The sequence below is a fragment of the Microcoleus sp. MON2_D5 genome (assembly GCF_036701905.1).
Classification (GTDB): Bacteria; Cyanobacteriota; Cyanobacteriia; order Cyanobacteriales; family Microcoleaceae; genus Microcoleus.
Genome location: NZ_JAUBRM010000065.1, coordinates 1 through 20,808 on the forward strand (window position 1 = coordinate 1; position 20,808 = coordinate 20,808).

At 46.4% G+C, this 20,808-nt stretch carries 8 protein-coding genes; 5 read left to right on the plus strand and 3 right to left on the minus strand.

The features are described from left to right. Together QUA47_RS21930 and QUA47_RS21935 are read left to right on the plus strand one after the other, a co-directional pair. On the plus strand, positions 1-433 hold a 433-nt coding region (locus QUA47_RS21930; protein ID WP_333432314.1), incomplete at its 5' end, for a hypothetical protein. Continuing rightward, positions 430-3,555 (plus strand): hypothetical protein, encoded by a 3,126-nt coding sequence (locus QUA47_RS21935; RefSeq protein WP_333432315.1) that lies wholly within the window; start codon positions 430-432, stop codon positions 3,553-3,555. The genes QUA47_RS21930 and QUA47_RS21935, both read left to right, overlap by 4 nt. A 72-nt stretch (positions 3,556-3,627) precedes the next feature. Here QUA47_RS21935 and QUA47_RS21940 read toward each other — a convergent pair whose 3' ends face one another. Continuing rightward, positions 3,628-8,361, minus strand: coding sequence for a glutamate synthase-related protein (locus tag QUA47_RS21940; protein ID WP_333432316.1), 4,734 nt, complete (start codon positions 8,359-8,361; stop codon positions 3,628-3,630). Between the two features lie 1,282 nt (positions 8,362-9,643). On the opposite strand from QUA47_RS21940, the gene QUA47_RS21945 reads away from it, so the two are divergent. The 3 genes from QUA47_RS21945 to QUA47_RS21955 all read left to right on the plus strand — a co-directional run bounded on the left by QUA47_RS21945 (position 9,644) and on the right by QUA47_RS21955 (position 17,918). Then, positions 9,644-15,118: an AAA family ATPase gene (locus QUA47_RS21945; RefSeq protein ID WP_333432317.1), complete on the plus strand. Its 5,475-nt coding sequence runs from the start codon at positions 9,644-9,646 to the stop codon at positions 15,116-15,118. 178 nt (positions 15,119-15,296) lie between these two features. Then, complete coding sequence (locus tag QUA47_RS21950) at positions 15,297-17,558, plus strand: phosphodiester glycosidase family protein (RefSeq protein ID WP_333432318.1); 2,262 nt, start codon at positions 15,297-15,299, stop codon at positions 17,556-17,558. Between the two features lie 165 nt (positions 17,559-17,723). After that, entirely contained in the window at positions 17,724-17,918 is a 195-nt protein-coding gene (locus QUA47_RS21955; protein WP_333406989.1) for a hypothetical protein, read from the plus strand. A 58-nt stretch (positions 17,919-17,976) separates the two neighbouring features. Here the strand turns inward: QUA47_RS21955 and QUA47_RS21960 are convergent, their stop codons facing one another. Continuing rightward, complete coding sequence (locus QUA47_RS21960) at positions 17,977-19,113, minus strand: NF041680 family putative transposase (RefSeq protein WP_333432327.1); 1,137 nt, start codon at positions 19,111-19,113, stop codon at positions 17,977-17,979. A 553-nt stretch (positions 19,114-19,666) separates the two neighbouring features. Beyond that, positions 19,667-20,800: a succinylglutamate desuccinylase/aspartoacylase family protein gene (locus QUA47_RS21965; RefSeq protein ID WP_333432319.1), complete on the minus strand. Its 1,134-nt coding sequence runs from the start codon at positions 20,798-20,800 to the stop codon at positions 19,667-19,669. Positions 20,801-20,808 lie beyond the last annotated feature (8 nt).

Genomic DNA, 20,808 nt, shown 5'->3' on the forward strand with positions numbered 1-20,808 from the left:
GAATTCTTTGAGATGCACCTTACTTGCTCTCCATTTTTGGACACCATACCTAATTTACCACTATTTGAGCCTTAACTTAACCGTATTGATCCAAAGCGGTGAAAGGGATGTTGTATTCGATCAGTTAATCGACTGGATTGATGAACTTACTGGCGGTTGGCCTTATTATGTCAAAATGGCAGCATCAATGTTTTGGCAGTACAGGGATTACGAAGAAGCACGGACTAAGTTTATTTACCAAGCAACTCCCCGCTTTGAAGAACTTTGGGATGATTTGACTGCATCGGAACGTCAAATTATGAAAAATGCTGGTGGTAAGATTTCAACTCAATCTGATGCTGTAGTTGATAGCCTCAAGCGTCACGGTTTGTTGAGGTCAGATGGTAGATTATTTAGCAGTGCTTTTGCAGAGTTTGTGAGGAATCAGCGATGAAGAGGTTTCTCCGGGAGACTTGGGAGTTGTGGTACTGGGCAATGTTTTGTCCTTCAAGGCTTCAGCAGCGGATGAATGAATGGGCTCCTGCTGAAGAAAACGATGGATTGCGATCGGATACACATTCCTGGGATATTTTACTGTTTGGAAATAATCGCTTTATTGGTCAGTTTTTACTGCTGATATTTTTGTTTAGTTTACCGCTGATTTCGGGAATTGCATTGCATGGTCACGCCCTAGATTTACTGTTGCTGTTTGGAGCAATCGCGACTGCTTATAGCATTGGCTCCTTCTACTTATCAATGGGCTTGCATCTACTACTACTGGTTGATTTTGTTTATCTGATAAATCCTCAAGTTTCTCTAATTGTACTGGATCAGGTAAGTGGTATTTTACCTCCATTTTCTCAACTAGCAATGGGTCTATTTTTCGGCATATTGGGTTTAATTATTACCACGTTGTTTTGTGCGTGGCTGCTAAATAGAAAGCGCATTTTTTTAGCTCGCAATGTCATCGCGATCGGCGGAACACTAAGTACATGGTTAGGAAGTTGGTTGGCGACACAGAATTGGTATTTTGTTCTGGCTGCCACTGCATTGATTGGCTTATTACTGTTGATATTTGTTTATAGCGCTCAAGTCGAAAGGAGCGACTCCATGATGTTATTTGTCGTGGAACGCATCATGGGAAGCATGGTGGCAGTCGTCGCAGGAGGTGTCGTGGGAGGCCTCTCGACAGTCGTCGTGGGAGGCGTCGTGGGAGGTCTCGCAACGGTCGTCGTGGGAGGCGTCGTGGGAGGCGTCGTGGCGGCTGTCGTAATAAGGGTTTTGGCAGGAATTCTAATAAACATCGTGCCAGACCTCGTGCGAAACATCAGCATCATGATGATCGTAAGAAACATCGTACTAAACATCGTGGGAAGCATCGTGGCAGGCGTCGTGGGAGGCGTTGTGGGAGGCGTTGTCGGAGGCGTCGTCGGAAGGATTGCAATTTTACCTTTGCCTCTCTTTTTGCTAATGTGCTGGCTAATTGCTGCCAGTCTCTCCCCAATCATGCAAAATTGGTTAGCAATAATTACGGCAGTCACGCTAACAGCTTTAGGCTTCGAGCATCAGGGCTGGGTATCAATTTTAGCAGTGCCAGTAACTTTGATGAGTTACTATCGACTACCAGACTATTTAATCCTCACACTAATCGACTCTGTACTAGCAATCCTTTTAGTACAACCTTTCGAGGATCGCAATCCTGTGCGATTACTTTACTTACTACCCCCTTACACCACCGAGTTGCTTTGGATGCCTCTCGTTAATCACGATCGCATCTTAGCTGCCGCCTTCCGCACCGATGCCTCAGCAACACTGGCAACTTTTCAGAAAATGCAAGCATCACCGCTACCAGGCTTAAGAATGACGATTGAAGAGGCATTACCTCAACTTATTACAGATCAATTAACGGCAATTAAAAATATTTCGGAACTCATCGCCATAGCCACACCAGAGCATCCATTTTTACCTTTACTAGCACCAACATTCTATCAAAGGCGAAATGTAGTAAGAGACACAGAGTTTCTACAAAAATCATCCTCAAATACCAACTCTATATTTCGCTTTTTGTTCATTTTTACAAGCGTTTTAGGTAGCATAATAACAGGTGTTATTTTTATTACAAGTACCCGACTGATAGAAACAATTATTGGAAGTATTGTTGGCAGTGTTATGGCAGGTCTCCTGACAAGCTATTTCGCAAACAATTGGTCAGTTGAGATAGAAGATGGTACAGACATCAATAAACTATTGCCACGCCTGCAAACAGTTGCTAAAGATGTGGATGCTGCCTTAAAAGCAGGAAACATTGGTATACGCAAACGCGCCTTAGAGCCAATCCTCACTTATCTGCTCAGATTGCAGTTACAACTGCCTGAATTAGGACTCACAACACGGCCACTAAAACGCTGGAAACCTGTTTTAGTAAGGTGGCAACGAGTAATCGAGCTAGAGTTGCAAGAACAGCAAAAACAATCTCAAGATGAACTACTTAACCCCTTCCAATACGGCAATCCACTGCGATATGACCGTGCTAACCTGTTCAGAGGGCGCCAAACCTTTGCCGATCAAATTGTCCTCTTAATTCTCGATCGCAATCGTCCCACCCTCGTTTTACACGGCCCCCGACGCTGTGGCAAAACCTCATTTCTCTACAACTTACGCGGTCTTTTGCCCAGTAACTTACTCCCCGTTTACGTAGATTTACAAAGTTCCGCTATAACTACAGATGAAGCTGCATTTTGTCAAGGATTAATTCGTGCCATCGACCGCGATAGTCGCTGTCAAGGCATCGAATTACCAATCATTCCCACACGCAATGATTTTATGGAAACTCCTTATATTGTCTTAGAAGATTGGCTCGAACAAGCAATTCCCAGACTTGGAGAACGACGCCTTCTCCTCAACCTCGATGAATTTGAAAAAATTGGCACTGCTATCAAGGAAAACCGCTTAAGTATCAACTTATTTGACGAACTCCGCCACCTGATTCAGCACTATGATTCCCTAGCTTTTCTCTTCTCTGGCGTTCAAACTCTAGACGAACTCGGCCCCAACTGGAGTAGCTATTTTATCAGCGTTGTCCCCCTAGAAATGACTTATCTAGAACCCGATGAAGCCGAAGGTTTATTAACTGATCCTGATCCAGAATTTGCCCTGCGTTACGATCGCGGTATTGTAGAGGAAATTATTCAACTGACTCGCTGTCAGCCCTACCTGCTGCAACTCCTTGGCTCTGCTCTTGTTACTCAGGCAAACTTAAATCATACTCAATTGGTAACACCAGATTTATTGCAAGCTGCGATTCCTGAAGCTTTCACCAACGGCGAACCTTATTTTACCAATGTCTGGACAGAATTTACAGGTAATAATCCCGCAGAAATAATCGCCGGACAAGAATTCCTGTTAGAATTAGCAAATGGCTTAGCTCCGGGCAATGTACAGGATTTAACAGATGCGGCAATCAGGCGATTGAGACGATATCATGTGATTGAGCAAACAGATAATGGTTATGTTTTTGAAGTGCCATTATTAGAGCGTTGGGTTCGAGAACGGGCTGTAAAAAATAGCAATTATTAATAATTTGCAACTTAAGTAAATTAAAAAAGGGGCAACTCGCGTCGCCCCTCATCTATTTAACCAACTGCAAAATTACGCTTCCACAGGAATCTTTTGTTCCGAAGCCTCCGGCGAATTCGCTTCACTTGGTGGCACAACTTGCCAGAACTTAGGCAAATATTCCGACCAATTTGCTAAAATCTTCTCAGCTTTCTTGCTACCCGTTCGATCGCACTGAGCCTCAATCAACTCCTTCAACTGCGCCTCCCCAGCGGCCGTACAAACCCGCTGCATCTTCACAATCTCCCCGTTGACGTGAGCCGGGAAAGTCCCATCTTCATCGAGGAAATAAGCCAAGCCGCCAGTCATTCCAGCGCCGACATTCCGGCCGACTTTTCCTAACACCACAATCACGCCACCAGTCATGTACTCGCAGCAGTGATCGCCCGCACCTTCAATGACTGCTTTCGCCATCGAGTTACGCACCGCAAACCGTTCGCCAGCCTTACCCGCAGCCAAAAGAGTTCCCCCCGTCGCACCATACAAACAAGTGTTACCGACGATCGCATTTTCGGAAGCATCATAAGTCGCACCATCCGGCGGTGCGATCGCGATTTCGCCACCGTGCATTCCTTTACCAACGTAGTCATTGGCTTGGCCTGACAGCACCAGCGTCATCCCCGGCAAATTGAACGCGCCGAAGCTTTGGCCTGCGCTACCAGTGAAGTTGAGGGTGATTTGACCGCTAAAGCCGGTGTTACCGTGTTGCTGTGCGATCGCACCTGCCAAACGTGCTCCCACAGTGCGATCGGTGTTCACCAATTTTACATTCTTGCTAACAGTGCCGTGATTGGCGATCGCACTTTGAATCTCAGCATCCGCGAGCAAATCATCGTCTAACACTGGCCCGTTGGTATGTACGTCGCCGTGGATCAAGAAAGATCGATCGCTCTTAGTATCCGGTAACTTGGTCAAACAATCCAAATTAATTGCTTGCGTTTTAGTTAGTTGCACCCCATCGCGCATTTTCAGCAAATCCGCGCGGCCGATGATATCTGCGATCGACTTATAACCCAATTTCGCCAGCAAACTCCGCACTTCTTGTGCTACGAAATAGAAGAAATTAACAACGTGTTCCGGGGTTCCGGGGAACCGTTTCCGCAAGTGTTCTTGTTGAGTTGTCACGCCCACCGGACAACTATTCATGTGGCAAACGCGAGCCATAATGCAGCCTTCTGCAATCATTGCCACCGTGCCGAAACCGTACTCTTCGCCGCCCATCAAAGCGCCTACAATCACGTCCCAGCCGCTTTTAAAGCCACCGTCCACGCGCAGTAAAACTCGATCGCGCAATTTATTCTCCATCAGCACCCGGTGAACTTCTGTCAATCCGAGTTCCCACGGAGAACCTGCGTGCTTAATCGAACTCAGTGGCGAAGCACCGGTGCCGCCATCGTGGCCGGAAATTTGAATCACATCAGCATTTGCCTTAGCGACACCGGCGGCTACAGTCCCGATGCCGACTTCGGACACCAACTTCACCGAAACTCCTGCTTTCGGATTGATTTGGTGCAAGTCAAAAATCAACTGCGCCAAATCCTCGATCGAATAAATGTCGTGGTGAGGAGGAGGCGAAATCAACGTGACACCCGGTTTCGATCGGCGCAAATAAGCAATGTACTCGCTCACTTTCGCCCCCGGCAATTGACCGCCTTCACCCGGTTTCGCACCTTGTGCGATCTTAATTTCGATTTGTTCGGCGTTCATCAGGTACTCAGGTGTCACCCCGAAGCGTCCCGAGGCTACCTGTTTGATGGATGAAGAAGCTGTATCGCCGTTTTGCAAACCTTTTAAGTGAGGTAGCGTTTGTGAGAAACCCGCCGCGCTCACATCGTTTAGCACTTTGTAGCGCACCGGGTCTTCGCCGCCTTCGCCGGAGTTGGATTTGCCACCGATGCGGTTCATCGCAATCGCTAGCGTTTCGTGGGCTTCCGGGGACAAAGCGCCGAGAGACATTCCGCCCGTGGCGAACCGCTTGACAATATCTGCTACAGATTCTACGTCTTCGATTGCAATGGGAGGACGATCGCTCGCAAAATCCAGCAAATCCCGCAAAGCCGTTACCGGGCGATTTTCTAGCTGTTGCTTGTAAACCTCGTAATGGTCGTAGGCACTTTCACCATTTTTGTCACCAATTGGTGTCATTTTTGGTTCGGCCCCATTGCCGTTACCGTTAGTGTGAGCCTTAAAAGTAGTCACAGCCTTGTGCAAAGCCTTCGCCATTTCCGGGCTGTTCATGTGATATTCACCACCCCGGCGGTACTGCACGAAGCCGAAGTTTTCCAGCTTTTTCAGAATCAATTCTGGGAAAGCCTGACTGTGGAAAGACATTACCTCGTTAGCCAGTTCAGCGACACTCAAACCGCCGATCCGAGAAACCGTGCCTTTGAAGCCCAAATCGAGCAAATCACCGCCAATGCCGATCGCCTCAAAGATTTGCGCCCCCTGATAGCTAGACAACAGCGAAATCCCCATTTTCGAGAGAATCTTCAGCAAGCCGTTTTCCACCGCTGTGCGGTATCTAGCTTGAGCCTGTGTCACGGTAATATTGGGAACTTTGCCGTGCTGCATCAAATTTTGAGTCTTGGGGTCAGACCACCAAGCGCGCACGCTTTCCAATGCCAAGTAAGGGCAAACAGCCACCGCCCCGTAACCCAGCAAACAAGCGAAGTGGTGAGTGCTCCAACATTGGGCGGTATCCACAACTAGGGAAGTTTGCATCCGCAGGCCGACGCTAATTAAGTGGTGGTGAACCGCACCAACTGCCAGGAAAGGCGGAATATAAGTGCATTCTGCACTTAATCCCACAGAAGATTCGCCTTCGGCCTTCGAGACTCGATCGCTCAAAACCAGAATCCTCGAACCCTCGCGCACCGCTTGAGCCGCCTTTTGACAAAGTTGCTCGACTGCGGTTTTCAAACCTCCAGGCCCGGCCGCAATTTTGTAAAGCGTGGACAATTCGGTTGCGGGGAAAGACTTTTGCTCTTTCAAGAAAGACAGTTCAGCGTCGTTGAGTACGGGGGAATCAATTTTCATGCGCTTGGCATTTTCTGGTACTGCTTGCAGTAAATTGCCCCGCAGGCCAACATTCATCGTCAGCGACATCACCATCCCCTCGCGCAGGGGGTCGATCGGCGGATTTGTCACTTGAGCGAACCGCTGTTTGAAATAGTTGTACAGCAACTGAGGCTTTTCTGACAACACAGCCAAGGGAACGTCATCGCCCATGCAGAAAGTCGGTTCTTTCCCAGAACTGGCCATCTCAACGATTACCATGTCCAAATCTTCGGCTGTATAACCGAAAGCAGTTTGGGTTGCTAACAGCGTTTGCGAGTCGAGGGTTGCTGTTTCGGCAAAAGGCTGCGGTTCCAAGGTTTCGCGGTTTTGTTTCAGCCATTCGCCGTAGGGATGCCGCTTAGCAATTCGCTGTTTGAGTTGCCAATTTTTGAGAATTTCTTGAGTTTGCAGGTCAACTGCAATCATTTGTCCGGGGCCCAAACGGCCTTTTTCGACAATATCTGCTTCGGGAATATCGACAACTCCTGCTTCGGAAGCCACAATTACCAAACCGTCTTTAGTAATGCAGTAGCGGGCCGGCCGCAAACCGTTGCGATCGAGCGTAGCACCTACTTGTTTGCCGTCGCTAAACACCAGCAGTGCGGGGCCGTCCCAAGGTTCTTGAATGCCGCTGTAATATTCGTAAAAATCGACAATTTCTGGATAGTCAGCCAAATCCGGCTGATTTTTGTAAGCTTCGGGCACCAGAATTGTCAGGGATTCCAGGGGGGTGCGGCCGGAGTGTACCAACAACTCCATCACGTTGTCCAAGTTTGCCGAATCGCTGCTGTCAGGATTGACAATTGGGTTAAACGTGTCGATATCAGCTTGACTCCAATTCGGGTGAGCTAAATTCGCTTGCCGCGCCTTCATCCAGGTAATATTGCCCAACAGCGTGTTAATTTCTCCGTTGTGTCCCAGCAAGCGCATCGGCTGGGCTAAGCGCCAGCGGGGCAGGGTGTTGGTGCTGAAGCGCCGGTGATAGACGGCAAAAGAGCTTTTATAAGCGGGATTTTTCAGGTCTGGGTAAAATTCTGCCAGTACGGCCGATCGCACCATGCCTTTATAGACGATCGTGCGGCAGGAGAAAGAGCAAGTATAAAAGTCTTCGCGGGTGAAGTTGGGGCGATTTGACAGCGCGTGTCCGATCGTGCGGCGCGCCAGAAATAGATGTCTGTCGAGTTCGTCTCCGGCTAATTGCGGTGAACTGACAATTACTTGTTCGATTTGAGGTTGATTTTCTAGCGCTTGCTCGCCCAAAACCGACGGTACAATGGGAACTTTGCGCCATCCCACAAGTGTCAGCCCGCGATCGGTCAGAACTTGCTCAACCACCTGCCGCGCTATAGTCGCTTGAAATTTATCTTGAGACAGAAACAGCATTCCCACGCCGCAATTTTCCCGCGCGGGAGGCACAATTCCCTGTTCGGCAAACCAAGTATCCAGCAATTCCCAAGGAATCGCGGTCATCAAACCCGCACCGTCGCCGGAATCAGAGTCGGCGCTGCAACCGCCACGATGTTCCAGACAAGTTAAAGCTGGCAGCGCTTTCTCAATAATCGAGTGCGTAGCTTCGCCGCTTTGGTTGGCAATAAACCCCACACCGCAGGCATCTCTTTCTTCCACTAACCAGCTTTGGCCGGCGAATGGAGTTCCTCGCTCAGTCTGATGCACGTTTCTGTTTCTGTTTGGATCGATCGTGTTACCCATGTTGATTGAATGTTATTTCCGTGATTGTGTGGTGGATGCGTTTTTAGAGCTCGGAGAGAGAAGGCTGCCGAGCGGTGGGAGCCTAGTAAACTTTAAAACAGCATATTGGAAGCTGATTGATAAAAATTTACCTCGCTACTGCCTCTACTTAGCACTGAAACCCTGTTTGCAGATTTTAAATTATCTCGCTCGCATCGTCTCGGAGATGTCTCCTAGAATACCCTGCTGTTAAAAGGCAGTGATTCTTTGGGAAATTGCCGCCCTGCAACTAGATACATTGCAGGCGATTCCCTACGGGATAGCTGCGCTTCACGAGTTTTTTGTGTGTTTTTTTCCTGAGTCCGCAAGGGTAGCCTTGCAGCGAACACAGGTAGATAGTAACTTTAGCGTTATTTTGCTTGCTGCGCTGTTGAGTTGCTTTCGTCAGCGCCCGCAGAGACAAAAGCCACCTGCCCGCTCAGTCGGTAGGTGCAATGTAGCCGCGCGGTTCACAACTGGTGAAACCTGTCTTATTGTGCAGTCAACTCTCGAACCGCGAACATCAATTGTATCAAGAAATTGATAAAATTTCACCGATTACAGTCAGAGTTTGCGCGCAAGTCTTGTAAGCGATCGTCCAGAACTCACGCTAAGATGCCTGGCCGAAAAATGTTGACAGTTGTGCATAACCCTAATTTGTATTTTTTGAGCCACCAACGTTTGTAACTCATCAACGAAGCCTATTTCAAGGATTTCTGACACCTTGGGAGCATCTGGTAGAGCCAGCGCAGCCTTTTTTACCGCGCCCAAAAACAGATACTTACTTGCTGACAGGAGTAGTGGAGAGGCAAAAATTTTAGACTCTTGTTGAATCTCCCAGATTCATTTGTGCGGTAAATCTCAAATCTCAAATCGACTGACGCTTACAAACTTGGCAGTAGTAATTTTGTTTAGCTCAACGGTGGCAGTTCTTACGGATTCGAGGGGATTGGCATTTGGGACATTTCCTTTCTATCCATAATGATGCCACCCCTATTAATGAGCTTCTTAAGTTCCTCTTCAATGAACTGCGGTCGTTCCATCAGCGATCGCGGAGTCATTTTCTACTTAGTCTCAACTCCCGTCTCAACATCTCTTACATAAAATATTAAGTCTTGCTCTTAAAATCGCTCTTTCATAATTGGTTGTTCAAAATATATTAAGAAAAATGTAATTAATGAATAGCACCGCAGATAGAGCGAAAATAGTAGATATGAACTCTAAGAATCTTCAGGCTTGAAAGAAGCAGTAGGAATACGTAGATATGGCTAGCATAACAAATCTTTTTCTAGGATATCACATTAACGAGCAAATATATGTAGGTAATCGCACTCTAGTTTATCGCGGTCTTCGCACTTCAAATGGGGAGCCCGTCGTGATCAAACTGCTGCGAAATGACTTTCCCCGCTTCAACGAGCTAGTTCACTTCCGCAACCAGTACGTCATTGCTAAAAACTTAGATATCCCCGGCAGTGTCAAGGCATACAGCCTGGAAAACTACCATAACCACTATGCTCTGGTAATGGAAGACTTTGGCGGAATCTCCTTGAGTAGCTACCTCGCTCGTCTAGCACTCGAGAGTAAGGAGCCCCTAGAAGGCTTGCCCGTTAACGAGTTTCTTCCCATTGCAATTCAAATTGCCAACGCCCTTGACGGACTTTATCGCCACCACGTCATCCATAAAGACCTCAAACCGGCCAACATTCTAATTAACCCCACCAGCAAAGAAGTGAAGCTGATTGACTTCAGCATCGCTTCCCTGCTGCCTCGCGAAACCCAAGAAATTCAAAATCCCAATGTCCTTGAAGGCACCTTACCTTACATATCTCCCGAACAAACTGGGCGAATGAACCGAGGCATTGATTACCGCACAGATTTCTACTCGCTAGGAGTAACATTCTACGAATTACTAACAGGAAAGTTACCCTTCCAAACGGATGACCCAATAGATTTGGTACACTGCCACCTCGCCAAACAGCCACTCCCAGTCTCTAGTGTCAACAAAAGCGTTCCATTGGTGCTGTCTGAGATGGTAAGCAAACTGATGGCGAAGAATGCGGAAGCTCGCTATCAAAGCGCCCTAGGACTCAAGTACGACTTAGAAACTTGCTTATCCCAGTGGCAAGAGACAGGGACGCTCGCTAACTTTGATTTAGGGCAGCGAGATTTGTGCGATCGCTTCATCATACCCGAAAAATTATACGGTAGAGAAAGCGAAGTATTCTCCCTGCTAGCGGCGTTTGAGCGCGTGAGTGGAGGCAGCGCCGAAATGATGCTCGTTGCCGGTTTCTCCGGCATTGGCAAAACCGCTGTTGTCAACGAAGTTCACAAACCAATTGTGAGACAGCGCGGATACTTTATTAAAGGCAAATTTGACCAATTCCAACGTAATCTTCCCTTTTCAGCATTTGTCCAAGCTTTTCGCGACTTTATGGGACAATTGCTATCGGAAACAGATGCTAAAGTTGAACAATGCAAGTTGGAAATTTTGGCAGCTTTGGGCGATAGCGCTGGGGCGATAATTGAAGTCATTCCCGAACTAGAACGTATTATCGGACAGCAACCGCCAGTCCCAGAACTTTCTGGCAGTGCCGCTCAAAATCGATTTAATTTATTGTTTGATAAATTTATTCAAATTTTCGCAAGAAAAGAACATCCTTTAGTGATTTTCTTAGACGATTTGCAATGGGCAGACTCAGCATCGTTAAAATTAATTCAACTGCTGATAAGTGCTACTGATAACGCCTATCTATTATTAATAGGATCTTATCGGGATAACGAAGTTTTTCCAGCACATCCATTCATGCTAACGTTAGCAGAGATTCAAAAAACTCAAGCAAAGGTGAACACTATTACCTTAGCGCCGCTCGAACGCTCGGGCGTAAATTGTTTAGTTGCCGACACTCTAGCTTGTTCTAAAGCGTTAGCGGAACCCTTGACAGAATTGGTTTATCAAAAAACTCAAGGTAATCCATTTTTTGTAACTCAATTCCTCAAGTCTTTACACGAAGATGGATCGATCACATTTAACTTAGATACCCGCTATTGGCAGTGCGATATTGCACGAGTGCGATCGCTAGCGATCACCGATGATGTGGTTAAATTGGTGGCGATTCAGTTGCAAAAGTTGCCAACTCAAACGCAAGAAGTTTTGAAGCTGGCAGCCTGTATTGGCAATCAGTTCGATTTGGCGACCCTGGCAATTATTAATGAAAAAGTTGCCGTAGAAACCGCATCCGCGTTATGGAAGGCACTACAAGAAGGGCTAATTTTACCCATTAGCGAAGTTTATAAGTTTTATCAAGCAGAGGGGAATAGCAAGTCGGTAATCGGTAATGGGAAGGTATCTGACCAATTACCAATTACCCATGACCAATTACCCAAATATAAGTTTTTACACGATCGGGTTCAACAAGCAGCCTATTCCCTGATTCCCGAGGAGCAAAAGCGATCGACTCACTTAAAAATCGGTCAACTGCTGTTAGAGAATACGCCAGAAGCAGATCGAGAAGAAAGAATTTTTGATATTGTAAACCACTTAAATGTGGGAGTAGGGCTAATTACCCAGGAAGTAGAACGGGGACAATTAGCACGATTGAATCTAGTTGCTGGAAAGAAAGCCAAAGCTGCTACTGCCTATTCTGCTGCGGTTGAATATTTCAATATGGGCATAGAATTACTGGCAGTAAATAGTGGGCTCCCTCAATACGAACTAACATTAGCGCTCCATACCGAAGCAGCAGAGGCGGCATATCTAAGCGGTGACTTTGACCTGATGGAAAAATTAGCATCTGTCGTGGAAAACTGCGCCAAAACGCTACTGGACAAAGTGAAGGTATATGAAGTACAGATGCAAGCTTATATGGCGCAAAATAATCTACAGGAAGCACTGAATACGGGACTACAATTTTTAAAGCAGTTGGGGGTAGAGTTTCCCTCGGAGCCAAACTCGTCAGATATCGGGCAGGCACTAGGGGAAACTTCGGTAATTTTGAATGGCTTGCGAATTGAAGATTTAGTTGACCTGCCTCAAATGAGCGATTCCTATAAACTAGCAGCTATGAGACTTTTATCAAGTATCTTTGCTCCTGCATACATTGCTGCTCCTGCACTGTTGCCTTTGACGGTGTGCAAACAAGTACAATTATCCGTCCAATATGGGAATGCTTCTGTTTCTCCCTTTGCTTACGCCAATTATGGTTTTCTTCTTTGTGGAGTTGTGGGAGATATTGAGTCAGGTTATCAGTTTGGTCAATTGGCTTTAAGTCTAGTGTCAAAGTTAAATTCTCAAGAAATCAAAGCCAAGACAGCCTTCATAGTAAATTTATTTATCCGACATTGCAAAGAGCATCTCAGAGAAACCTTAGAGCCTTTGGTGTCAGCTTACTCTAGCGGAATGGAGGCAGGAGATTTAGAATATGCCGGCTATAATTTATTACAGTCCTCCTGTTCAGCTTACTATAGTGGCAAAGAACTGACTGTCCTGGAAAGAGAGATAGCAAGAAACAGAGATGCTCTTCATAAAATTAAGCAAGAAACAGCGCTTAATTATATAGAAATATATTGGCAGGCTATCTTGAATTTGCTGGGAAAAAGTGAGAATTACTGCCTTCTAAAGGGTGAAGCCTGCGATGAGCAGATGAAGTTGCCATTTTACCAGCAAGCGAACGATAAAGTGGGGGTTGCATACATATATTTAAACAAACTTTTACTTTGTTATTGGTTTGAAAATTACTCAGAAGCGATTGAGAATATCGCTATAGCACAGAAGTATTTAGATGCAGTGGTAGGAATGCCCGTTGTTGCTATCTTCTATTTCTACGATTCTTTGGTGTGGTTGGCGGTGTATTCTGACACTCCACAGTCAGAGCAACAGGGCATTCTTGACAGAGTACAAGCTAATCAAGAAAAAATGCAGAAATGGGCGCATCATGCCCCCATGAATCATCTGCATAAATTCTATCTAGTGGAGGCTGAACGGCATCGGGTTTTAGACCAAAAAATAGAAGCGATCGAGATGTACGACAAAGCGATCAATGTTGCTAAAGAAAACGAGTACATCAACGAAGAAGCTCTTGCTCACGAACTCGCCGCCAAATTCTATTTGGAATGGGGCAAAGAAAAAATTGCCAAACCCTATTTAATTGATGCTTACTATGCTTACGCTCGTTGGGGAGCAAAAGCAAAGATTGATTATCTAGAACAGCGTTATCCCCAATTGCTTGCTGTGATCCTGCAACAGGAGCGAACTCGCCAGAATCCGAGCGAAACAATTCACACATCCACCCATAGTGAATCATCCCTATCTAACACGACTAGAACAATTATCGGTAGCACCACCAGTTGCGGGTTAGTAGATTTGCCGACAGTTATCAAAGCTTCTCAAACTCTATCTAGCGAAATTAAACTCGATCAATTGCTCACTACCCTCATGCAAGTGGCGGTGAAGAATGCCGGAGCACAAACCGGAGCATTAATTTTGAATGAAGAGGGAAACTGGAGGATAAACGTTCACTGCACAAACCGTCAAGACTGCCTTCTGCAATCAATTCCTGTTGAGGAGAGCGATGTAGTTCCTCTAACCATAATCAACTACGTCAAACGTACAAAAGAAACCCTGATTTTTGATGATGCTAGCAGTCAACCAAGATTTGCATCAGACCCCTACATTATCCAACAGCAACCTCAGAGCCTGCTTTGCACTCCGATCAGCGAGCGAGGGAAAATGCTCGGGATTTTGTATTTGGAAAATAATTTAGCAACAGGGGTATTCACGAGCGATCGCGTCGCCATCCTCAACATCCTGTGCTCCCAAGCTGCAATTTCCTTACAGAACGCCCGACTGTATCAGCAATCCCAGGAGTATGCCCAAAAACTAGAGCTTTATCTCAAGGATCTCAAACAGATGCAACTGCAACTGGTACAGAATGAGAAGATGTCTGCTCTCGGAAATTTAGTCGCAGGAGTAGCCCACGAAATTAACAATCCCGTAGGCTTTATCGCCGGCAACTTGCAACCGGCTCAAGAATACCTACAAGATTTGTTCGAGCTAATCGATGTATATCAAGATAGTTTTCCCAAGCCAGGAGCTAAAGTTGAAGAAAAAATCGAGGCAATAGACTTGGAGTATTTGCGAGAAGATTTGCCCAAATTGATTGGCTCGATGCAGGAGGGAGTCGAGCGCATTCGCAATATCAGTACAAGTTTGAGAACGTTTTCGAGGGCAGATAGCGATCGACCAGTTGCTTTCAATATTCATGACGGACTCGAAAGCACTCTCCTGATTCTCAAGCACCGTTTAAAAGCGAGCGAGTTTCGCCCTGCCATTGAAGTTGTGAAAGAGTATGGTAACTTGCCCCTCGTGAAATGCTTTCCCGGACAGTTAAACCAAGTATTTATGAACGTACTGGCAAATGCCATTGACGCTCTGGAGGAGTCAAATAAGGGGCTCCGTTTTAGTGAAATTAAAGCCCTAGCTAATCAAATAACGGTTCAAACTGTTCTGAGCGAAGACCAAAATCACGTTTTGATTCGCATTAAGGATAATGGAGTGGGGATGTCTAAGGAAGTCAGGGAAAACATCTTTAACCACTTATTCACAACCAAGTCTGTCGGCCAAGGAACCGGATTAGGATTGTCGATCGCCCACCAGATTGTTGTGGAAAAACATGGAGGTACGTTAACAGTGAATTCCTCCCTAGGGCAGGGTTCGGAGTTTGTTATTTGTATTCCGGGGTGAGCAGTTCGCAGTAGGTCTTTAGCGCAATTAGCGCCATCGGCTAACTTAGACTCGATCGACAGCTTCAGGCCGATCGTAGTCATCGTCAAAAATATCGGGTTTAGTAGGAAGAAACATACGGATATTCCGGGTTTCTAGACACCCATGCGTTTAGAAGTGAAATTGTGAGTTGTAAGCTGTGAAACGTAATTTGTCCTCTTGGCGTCCAATATTGTCAGTTTCGATTTTACCCGTACTGGCGATCGCCCCGTCTTTGCTCTGGAATCAACCCGGAAGATCGCAACAGGGGGAGAGGGCTGGGCTGATTCATGCTTCGATATCCCGCCAGGGAATGAATTCCCTGGCTGATAGCGAAAGTCGGTTAAAACAGAGATGTTGCACCATTGTCAATTACTTGTTTAGGAACAGGCAAGATGCCTGTTCCACAAGAGATGAATTTTATTGTGGAACAGGCATCTTGCCTGTTCTTGAGAATGGTGCAACATCTCAGTTAAAACCGACTGAAATATTGACCTATAGTCCTCTTGAGAGGACTTCCGCTATGAGACAGGGGTTGAAACCCCTGTCGGACTCTAGGCTTGTGGCTCAATCTGTATCGCCATCTTCGAGAGTTAGACAAGGCAACCAAGTGTCTCTAAACGGCCGTATTCTGCCGCTAGCTTGGACTCAGCAGCCGGCAAACAGCACTTCTGCGAATTTCCGAACTTGGATTGCTGACGTTGGATTGATGCAAAGTGCGGGAGTGGATTTGCTCAGCAGCGCCGACAGTGCCAAACAACCGGTGCAGTGGTTTTCGGTATCTTTAACCGACGCTCAAAGCTTAGCAGCGCGAGCAACAGGCTCGTATCGTTACTTAGATGTTACAGATTTTGCTAGACTTGCGGGCTGGGAGATATCTGCTGATGGGAATATTCTAAAAATTACTTCTCAAACTGCAAGTGTTACCGGAATTGGGCAAGCAGAAAGAGAATGGGGCGATCGCATTGTTGTAGATCTCGATCGGCCCGCCCCTTGGCAAGTTAACTTTGTCAATACGCCGATCCCGTCGCCGACACCCACACCCAACCCCCCGGACGACCCCACAAAGCCCGCTATCCCACTGCAAAACCTCCGCGCAGCGCCAAACCTCGAAACACCAGACGACCCGACTAAACCCGCCCTCCCGGTGCAAATAACGCCCGCAGCGCCGATCGCCGGTCAAGAATGGTCGATCGCGATCGATGCCAAAGTCGCTCCCGCCTTACTTCAGGACACTTTTCAAACCAGCAAACAATTGCTATCACTAAAAGTCGAACCTGACGGCGCTCAAACTAAAGTCAAAGTGAAGATTCCTTTAGGTTGGCGGCCGCAAGTTTTCAGCATGGGAAATCCCAATCGATTAGTTATCGACATTCGGCCAGATTCGTTAGTAGAAAAAAACATTGTTTGGGCGCCCGGTGTGCAGTGGCGGCAGCAGTATCAAAATTTAGGAACTGCTCGTTTTCCAGTAGTTTGGTTAGAAGTTAATCCGCGTCAATCCGGTGTAAAAATTCGACCAATTCTCAGCAATCCGCCGACCGCTCAAGGCACTGCACCTTTATTGCAAACAGCAGAAGTGTCGGGTGCGGCTGCTGCGATTAATGCAGGTTTTTTCAATCGAATTAATCGCTTAGCTTTAGGGGCAATTCGGCGTGACAATAAATGGCTTTCCGGGCCGATATTGAACCGGGGGGCGATCGGCTGGAACGATCGGGGAGAATTTGCGATCGATCGTTTAACTTTGCAAGAAACTGTGATCACTCCGGCAAATCAACCTTTGCCCGTTTCTCATCTCAATAGTGCCTATGTACAACCGGGAATCGGTCGCTACAATTCTGAGTGGGGAACAACTTATACTCCGTTGTCTGGCAATGAAATAGTTGTGACAGTTGCGGGCGAGCGAGTTGTCAGCCACTCGCCCGGAGGTGCGGCGGGAACAACAACTTTTCCCATTCCAGCTAACGGTTATATTTTGGCTTTGCGTTCGGATTTATTCCCTGCATCTGAACTCTCCATCGGCACTTTATTGCGTTTAGAAACTAACACTTTTCCTGCGGATTTTAACCGTTTTCCTTACATTCTCGGCGGCGGGCCGGTGTTGGTACAAAACAGTCAAGTTGTGCTGGATGCTAAGGCGGAAGGGTTTAGCGATGCGTATGTTCGACAGACAGCAATTAGAAGTGCGATCGGGCGAAATGCTGCGGGGAATTTGCTGATTGTAGCGGTGCACAATCGCGCGGGCGGGGCGGGGCCCAATTTCGCAGAACTGGCGCAGATATTGCAGCAAATGGGTGCTGTGGAGGCTTTAAATCTGGATGGGGGAAGTTCGACGAGTTTGTATTTGGGAGGTAGTTTGCTCGATCGACCTCCGTCAACTGCTGCGAGAGTTCATAATGCGATCGGTATTTTCATTCAACCATAAACCGTCACCTTAAATTGTAGGGTGAGTCAGTGTGCGTTATCTTCTCAACAATCTAGAATCTCCGCACTGACGCACCTTACAAACTCTTGTCCCCCCCCTTGCTAAGGGGGGGAGTAGAAGTTTTTATAATCCAAAATCGCAAATCGAGCGGCTTGTTTGTATGTGATGATAACGGGATATTCCCCGCGAAATTTGCAGGGTCAAGACCCGTTTTTGGCGGTTTTACAAAATGATGCGGTTCCTGTGCGCGATCGCACTTCTGCAATTCCTCAAGCGCTAGCCACCGTTATCGATCGCGCTTTAATTGACAATCCTGATATTTATTATCTGGAGTTTAGACTAAACAATGGCCGCAGCTAAAAGTAGCTGCCTTTTACTAGAAGGCAAGCTGTTACTCAACAACTCAAGAGGTAGAAGATTAAACAGCTAATTTTGAAGATTTTTTGCGTCGAGAAACCCGTTTTTTAACAGTGGGATAGTACGGTGCTTTAGTACGTGCCTTTCCTTTTTCCCAACCAGGGGATTTTCCCCTATGTTTAGGCAGTTGAGCCGGAGTACCAATGTCAACTAAAATCGACAACATTGATTGGGCAACACGTCCAGGAGTTAAATTGATACTAGCAGATTGCCAAGGCAGTCGATTCTCGACCACTAAGTCCTTAGCCAGCCAGAGTTGCCAACTCATCAACGGGATTAAATCGCTCCACCGCTCTGATTGTTCGGGAGTTCTTAAGTTAGGTAATGTCCAATGTAATCGTTGCTTAGCAAATCTATACCAATGATCCACTCCAAAACGTCGTAAATACTTAAACCAAACAGTTTCTAAGGGTAGAGTGCGCTCTCCGACCCAAGCCAACCACAAGGGTGGAAACGGCTGACCGCTTGACATGAGATTCATTCTTTCCACAAGGATTAAATTGACTCTCTGTCCTGCAGCACGATAAAAATGTAAGTCAAGCCATTGCCTAACTCGGACTTGTCCCAACTGTGGATGTTCGTCAATTTCAATCACAGTATCCGCTTCGAGCCATGTGGTTGGGTCGTTGAGCTTGATTTTGGACCCGTGTTTCCGTGGTCTGCCGCGACCACTATAGGCTGGTGGTGCTGACCACAAGCAGGCATTGCTTCGGACTCTCATTAAACAATCAGCTTCAATATCTGCTATCGCTAGTACCCAACTTGCATTGCCATATTCTCTGTCTAAAACTGCTAATACTGGATTGACGCTCTGTTGGCAGACCAGCTTCAGTTGTGTTGCCGCTTTTTGTATTGGGGATTGTGCACTGCTAATCCGTTCGTGCAGCAACGGTAGTGCCCAACTTCCTTCTGCTTCGGGTATCCACGCAATTGTGCTGTATCCTTGTCCAATAATTACGCCCCCCTGATATTCATGGGTTCTGTCTTTTAATGTTTTAGCATCTGGTCTCCCCCATGCGGTATGGTCGATTGCTACTAACATATGTTCCATTGCAGGTGCTTCCTGCTCTAATTGCTTAATATACAACTCCATTAGTTTTCTCCGGTCTGGCCTACTGTCTTGTAAGGCTTCGTATATGCTTCAGGGTAAACGCATCTAATTTCTAAATTCCCATATATAGCGTTTGAGTAGAGACAAAAGCGCTACAGGTGGAAAAACTGTTCTCAATAAACAACAATAAAGCCGAGTTATTGCTCTAAAACCCCTCGTTATTGACAAGATGCGTTTACCCTGGTATATGCTTGACCATTGACGACTGAATAACGGACTGAGCGAAAATTCCGCTAAACATGACGCATTCCTGGTGGTCATCACTGCATCTATCAGCTCGAATGTTGCATCCTTCGCTCGCACCAATAATTCGTATGCTGCTTGACGAAAGTCCTTTAATCGTTCACTGTTCATTTAGGGAGTGGATGGGTTTTATTTTTCACCCTCATTCTCTCCTTAACGGTGGCTCAAGTTTTTATTTTGCCACCGTTCTCTCTTTTTTAGTCTAAACTCCAGTTATTATAAAAGTGCAGCGGAATTTAAACAAGCCCTATTCAATAGTATATCGTAATTTATGGTTCGACTACCCATAGGTTTTCAGAAACCCGGTTTATTGAAGAAACCGGGTTTCTTGGTATTCTCAATCTGCCATCACAGACAACACATACTCTCCTTGATTTACTGACTGATTTGTCGAAACATCAAAAATGAAAACATCCGACTCAGCACCAACATCAACCAAACTCGGAAATTCCCCATTCTTATTAAAGCTGAGAATTTGATAAAGCCGATCGCCCTTTTTGACATAACTCCCCAACTCCACTCGATTTTGAATCATCCCGCCAGCCGGCGCGTAGTATTTGATCGCTGAATTCTTGGGAGTGAAAATAACTTGATGCGCCGCTGTTTCCGGCAGGGGAAATCCATCTATTTTCAATAAACCTTTACTTGCTAAGTAATTTTTGATGCCCCGCAAGCCATTCGCCACCGACTCGGGATGAATTTCCATCCCCGAACCTAATTCTAAAGTCCAAGCTTCCACGTCAAATTCGATCGCACTTCCCAACTCTGCCAAAATCTTCTCCAAAGCCAGCCAAGGCTTGAGAAATGCCTCGTCAAAAGCATCGCCGTCGTACTCGTTCATCAAGATTGCGCGATCGAGCAAAAAAGCTTTCGCACTCTCCTCGCGGGAATTAAAACAGTAAAGGTAATCTAAACTTTGATTCGTAGAACTGTGCAAGTCCAGCACATAGTCAGCATCCAAACACAAAGATTGTAGCTGATATCGGTAAACTTCGCTGTAGGGGCGGCAACTAGGAGCGTTAATTTTTTCCAACTCTTTCGCAAAACTCAAAGCAATAGCTTTTCTGTAATTAACTTTGACAGTATCCGCATCGAGATGGATGTGAGACTTAGCAAAACCCAGAATATCTTCCCCTTGTTTTTCAAAATCCCAGAAAATTCGGTTCCAATTTACCCCATCATAAAGATTGTAGCGACCAGGAGAAAAATGGTGCGATCGCTGGCTGACACCGACAGGATTGCAAACAGGAACTAGCCAAATTTCCCCGCTTAACTGGCTGCTGTCCAAAGACATTAAAAACTCAATTAATTGGTAAATCACAGCATTACCGCTAATCTCAGCGCCGTGGAGGTTAGATTGGAGATAAGCTTTTTTGCCGGGAATCGCACCTTGGAACTGATAGACTTGCAGTGAAAGCCGATCGCCCGAAGCAAGCTGCACCACAGGAATAGTCGAAATAACAGGAATCATAGAGAAGG

What these genes read in the sequence shown, in the direction of transcription:
- QUA47_RS21935 (WP_333432315.1), top strand. Translation starts at nt 430, where the DNA reads ATGAAGAGGTTTCTCCGGGAGACTTGGGAGTTGTGGTACTGGGCAATG.
- QUA47_RS21940 (WP_333432316.1), bottom strand. Translation starts at nt 8,361, where the DNA reads ATGGGTAACACGATCGATCCAAACAGAAACAGAAACGTGCATCAGACT.
- QUA47_RS21945 (WP_333432317.1), top strand. Translation starts at nt 9,644, where the DNA reads ATGGCTAGCATAACAAATCTTTTTCTAGGATATCACATTAACGAGCAA.
- QUA47_RS21955 (WP_333406989.1), top strand. Translation starts at nt 17,724, where the DNA reads ATGATAACGGGATATTCCCCGCGAAATTTGCAGGGTCAAGACCCGTTT.
- QUA47_RS21965 (WP_333432319.1), bottom strand. Translation starts at nt 20,800, where the DNA reads ATGATTCCTGTTATTTCGACTATTCCTGTGGTGCAGCTTGCTTCGGGC.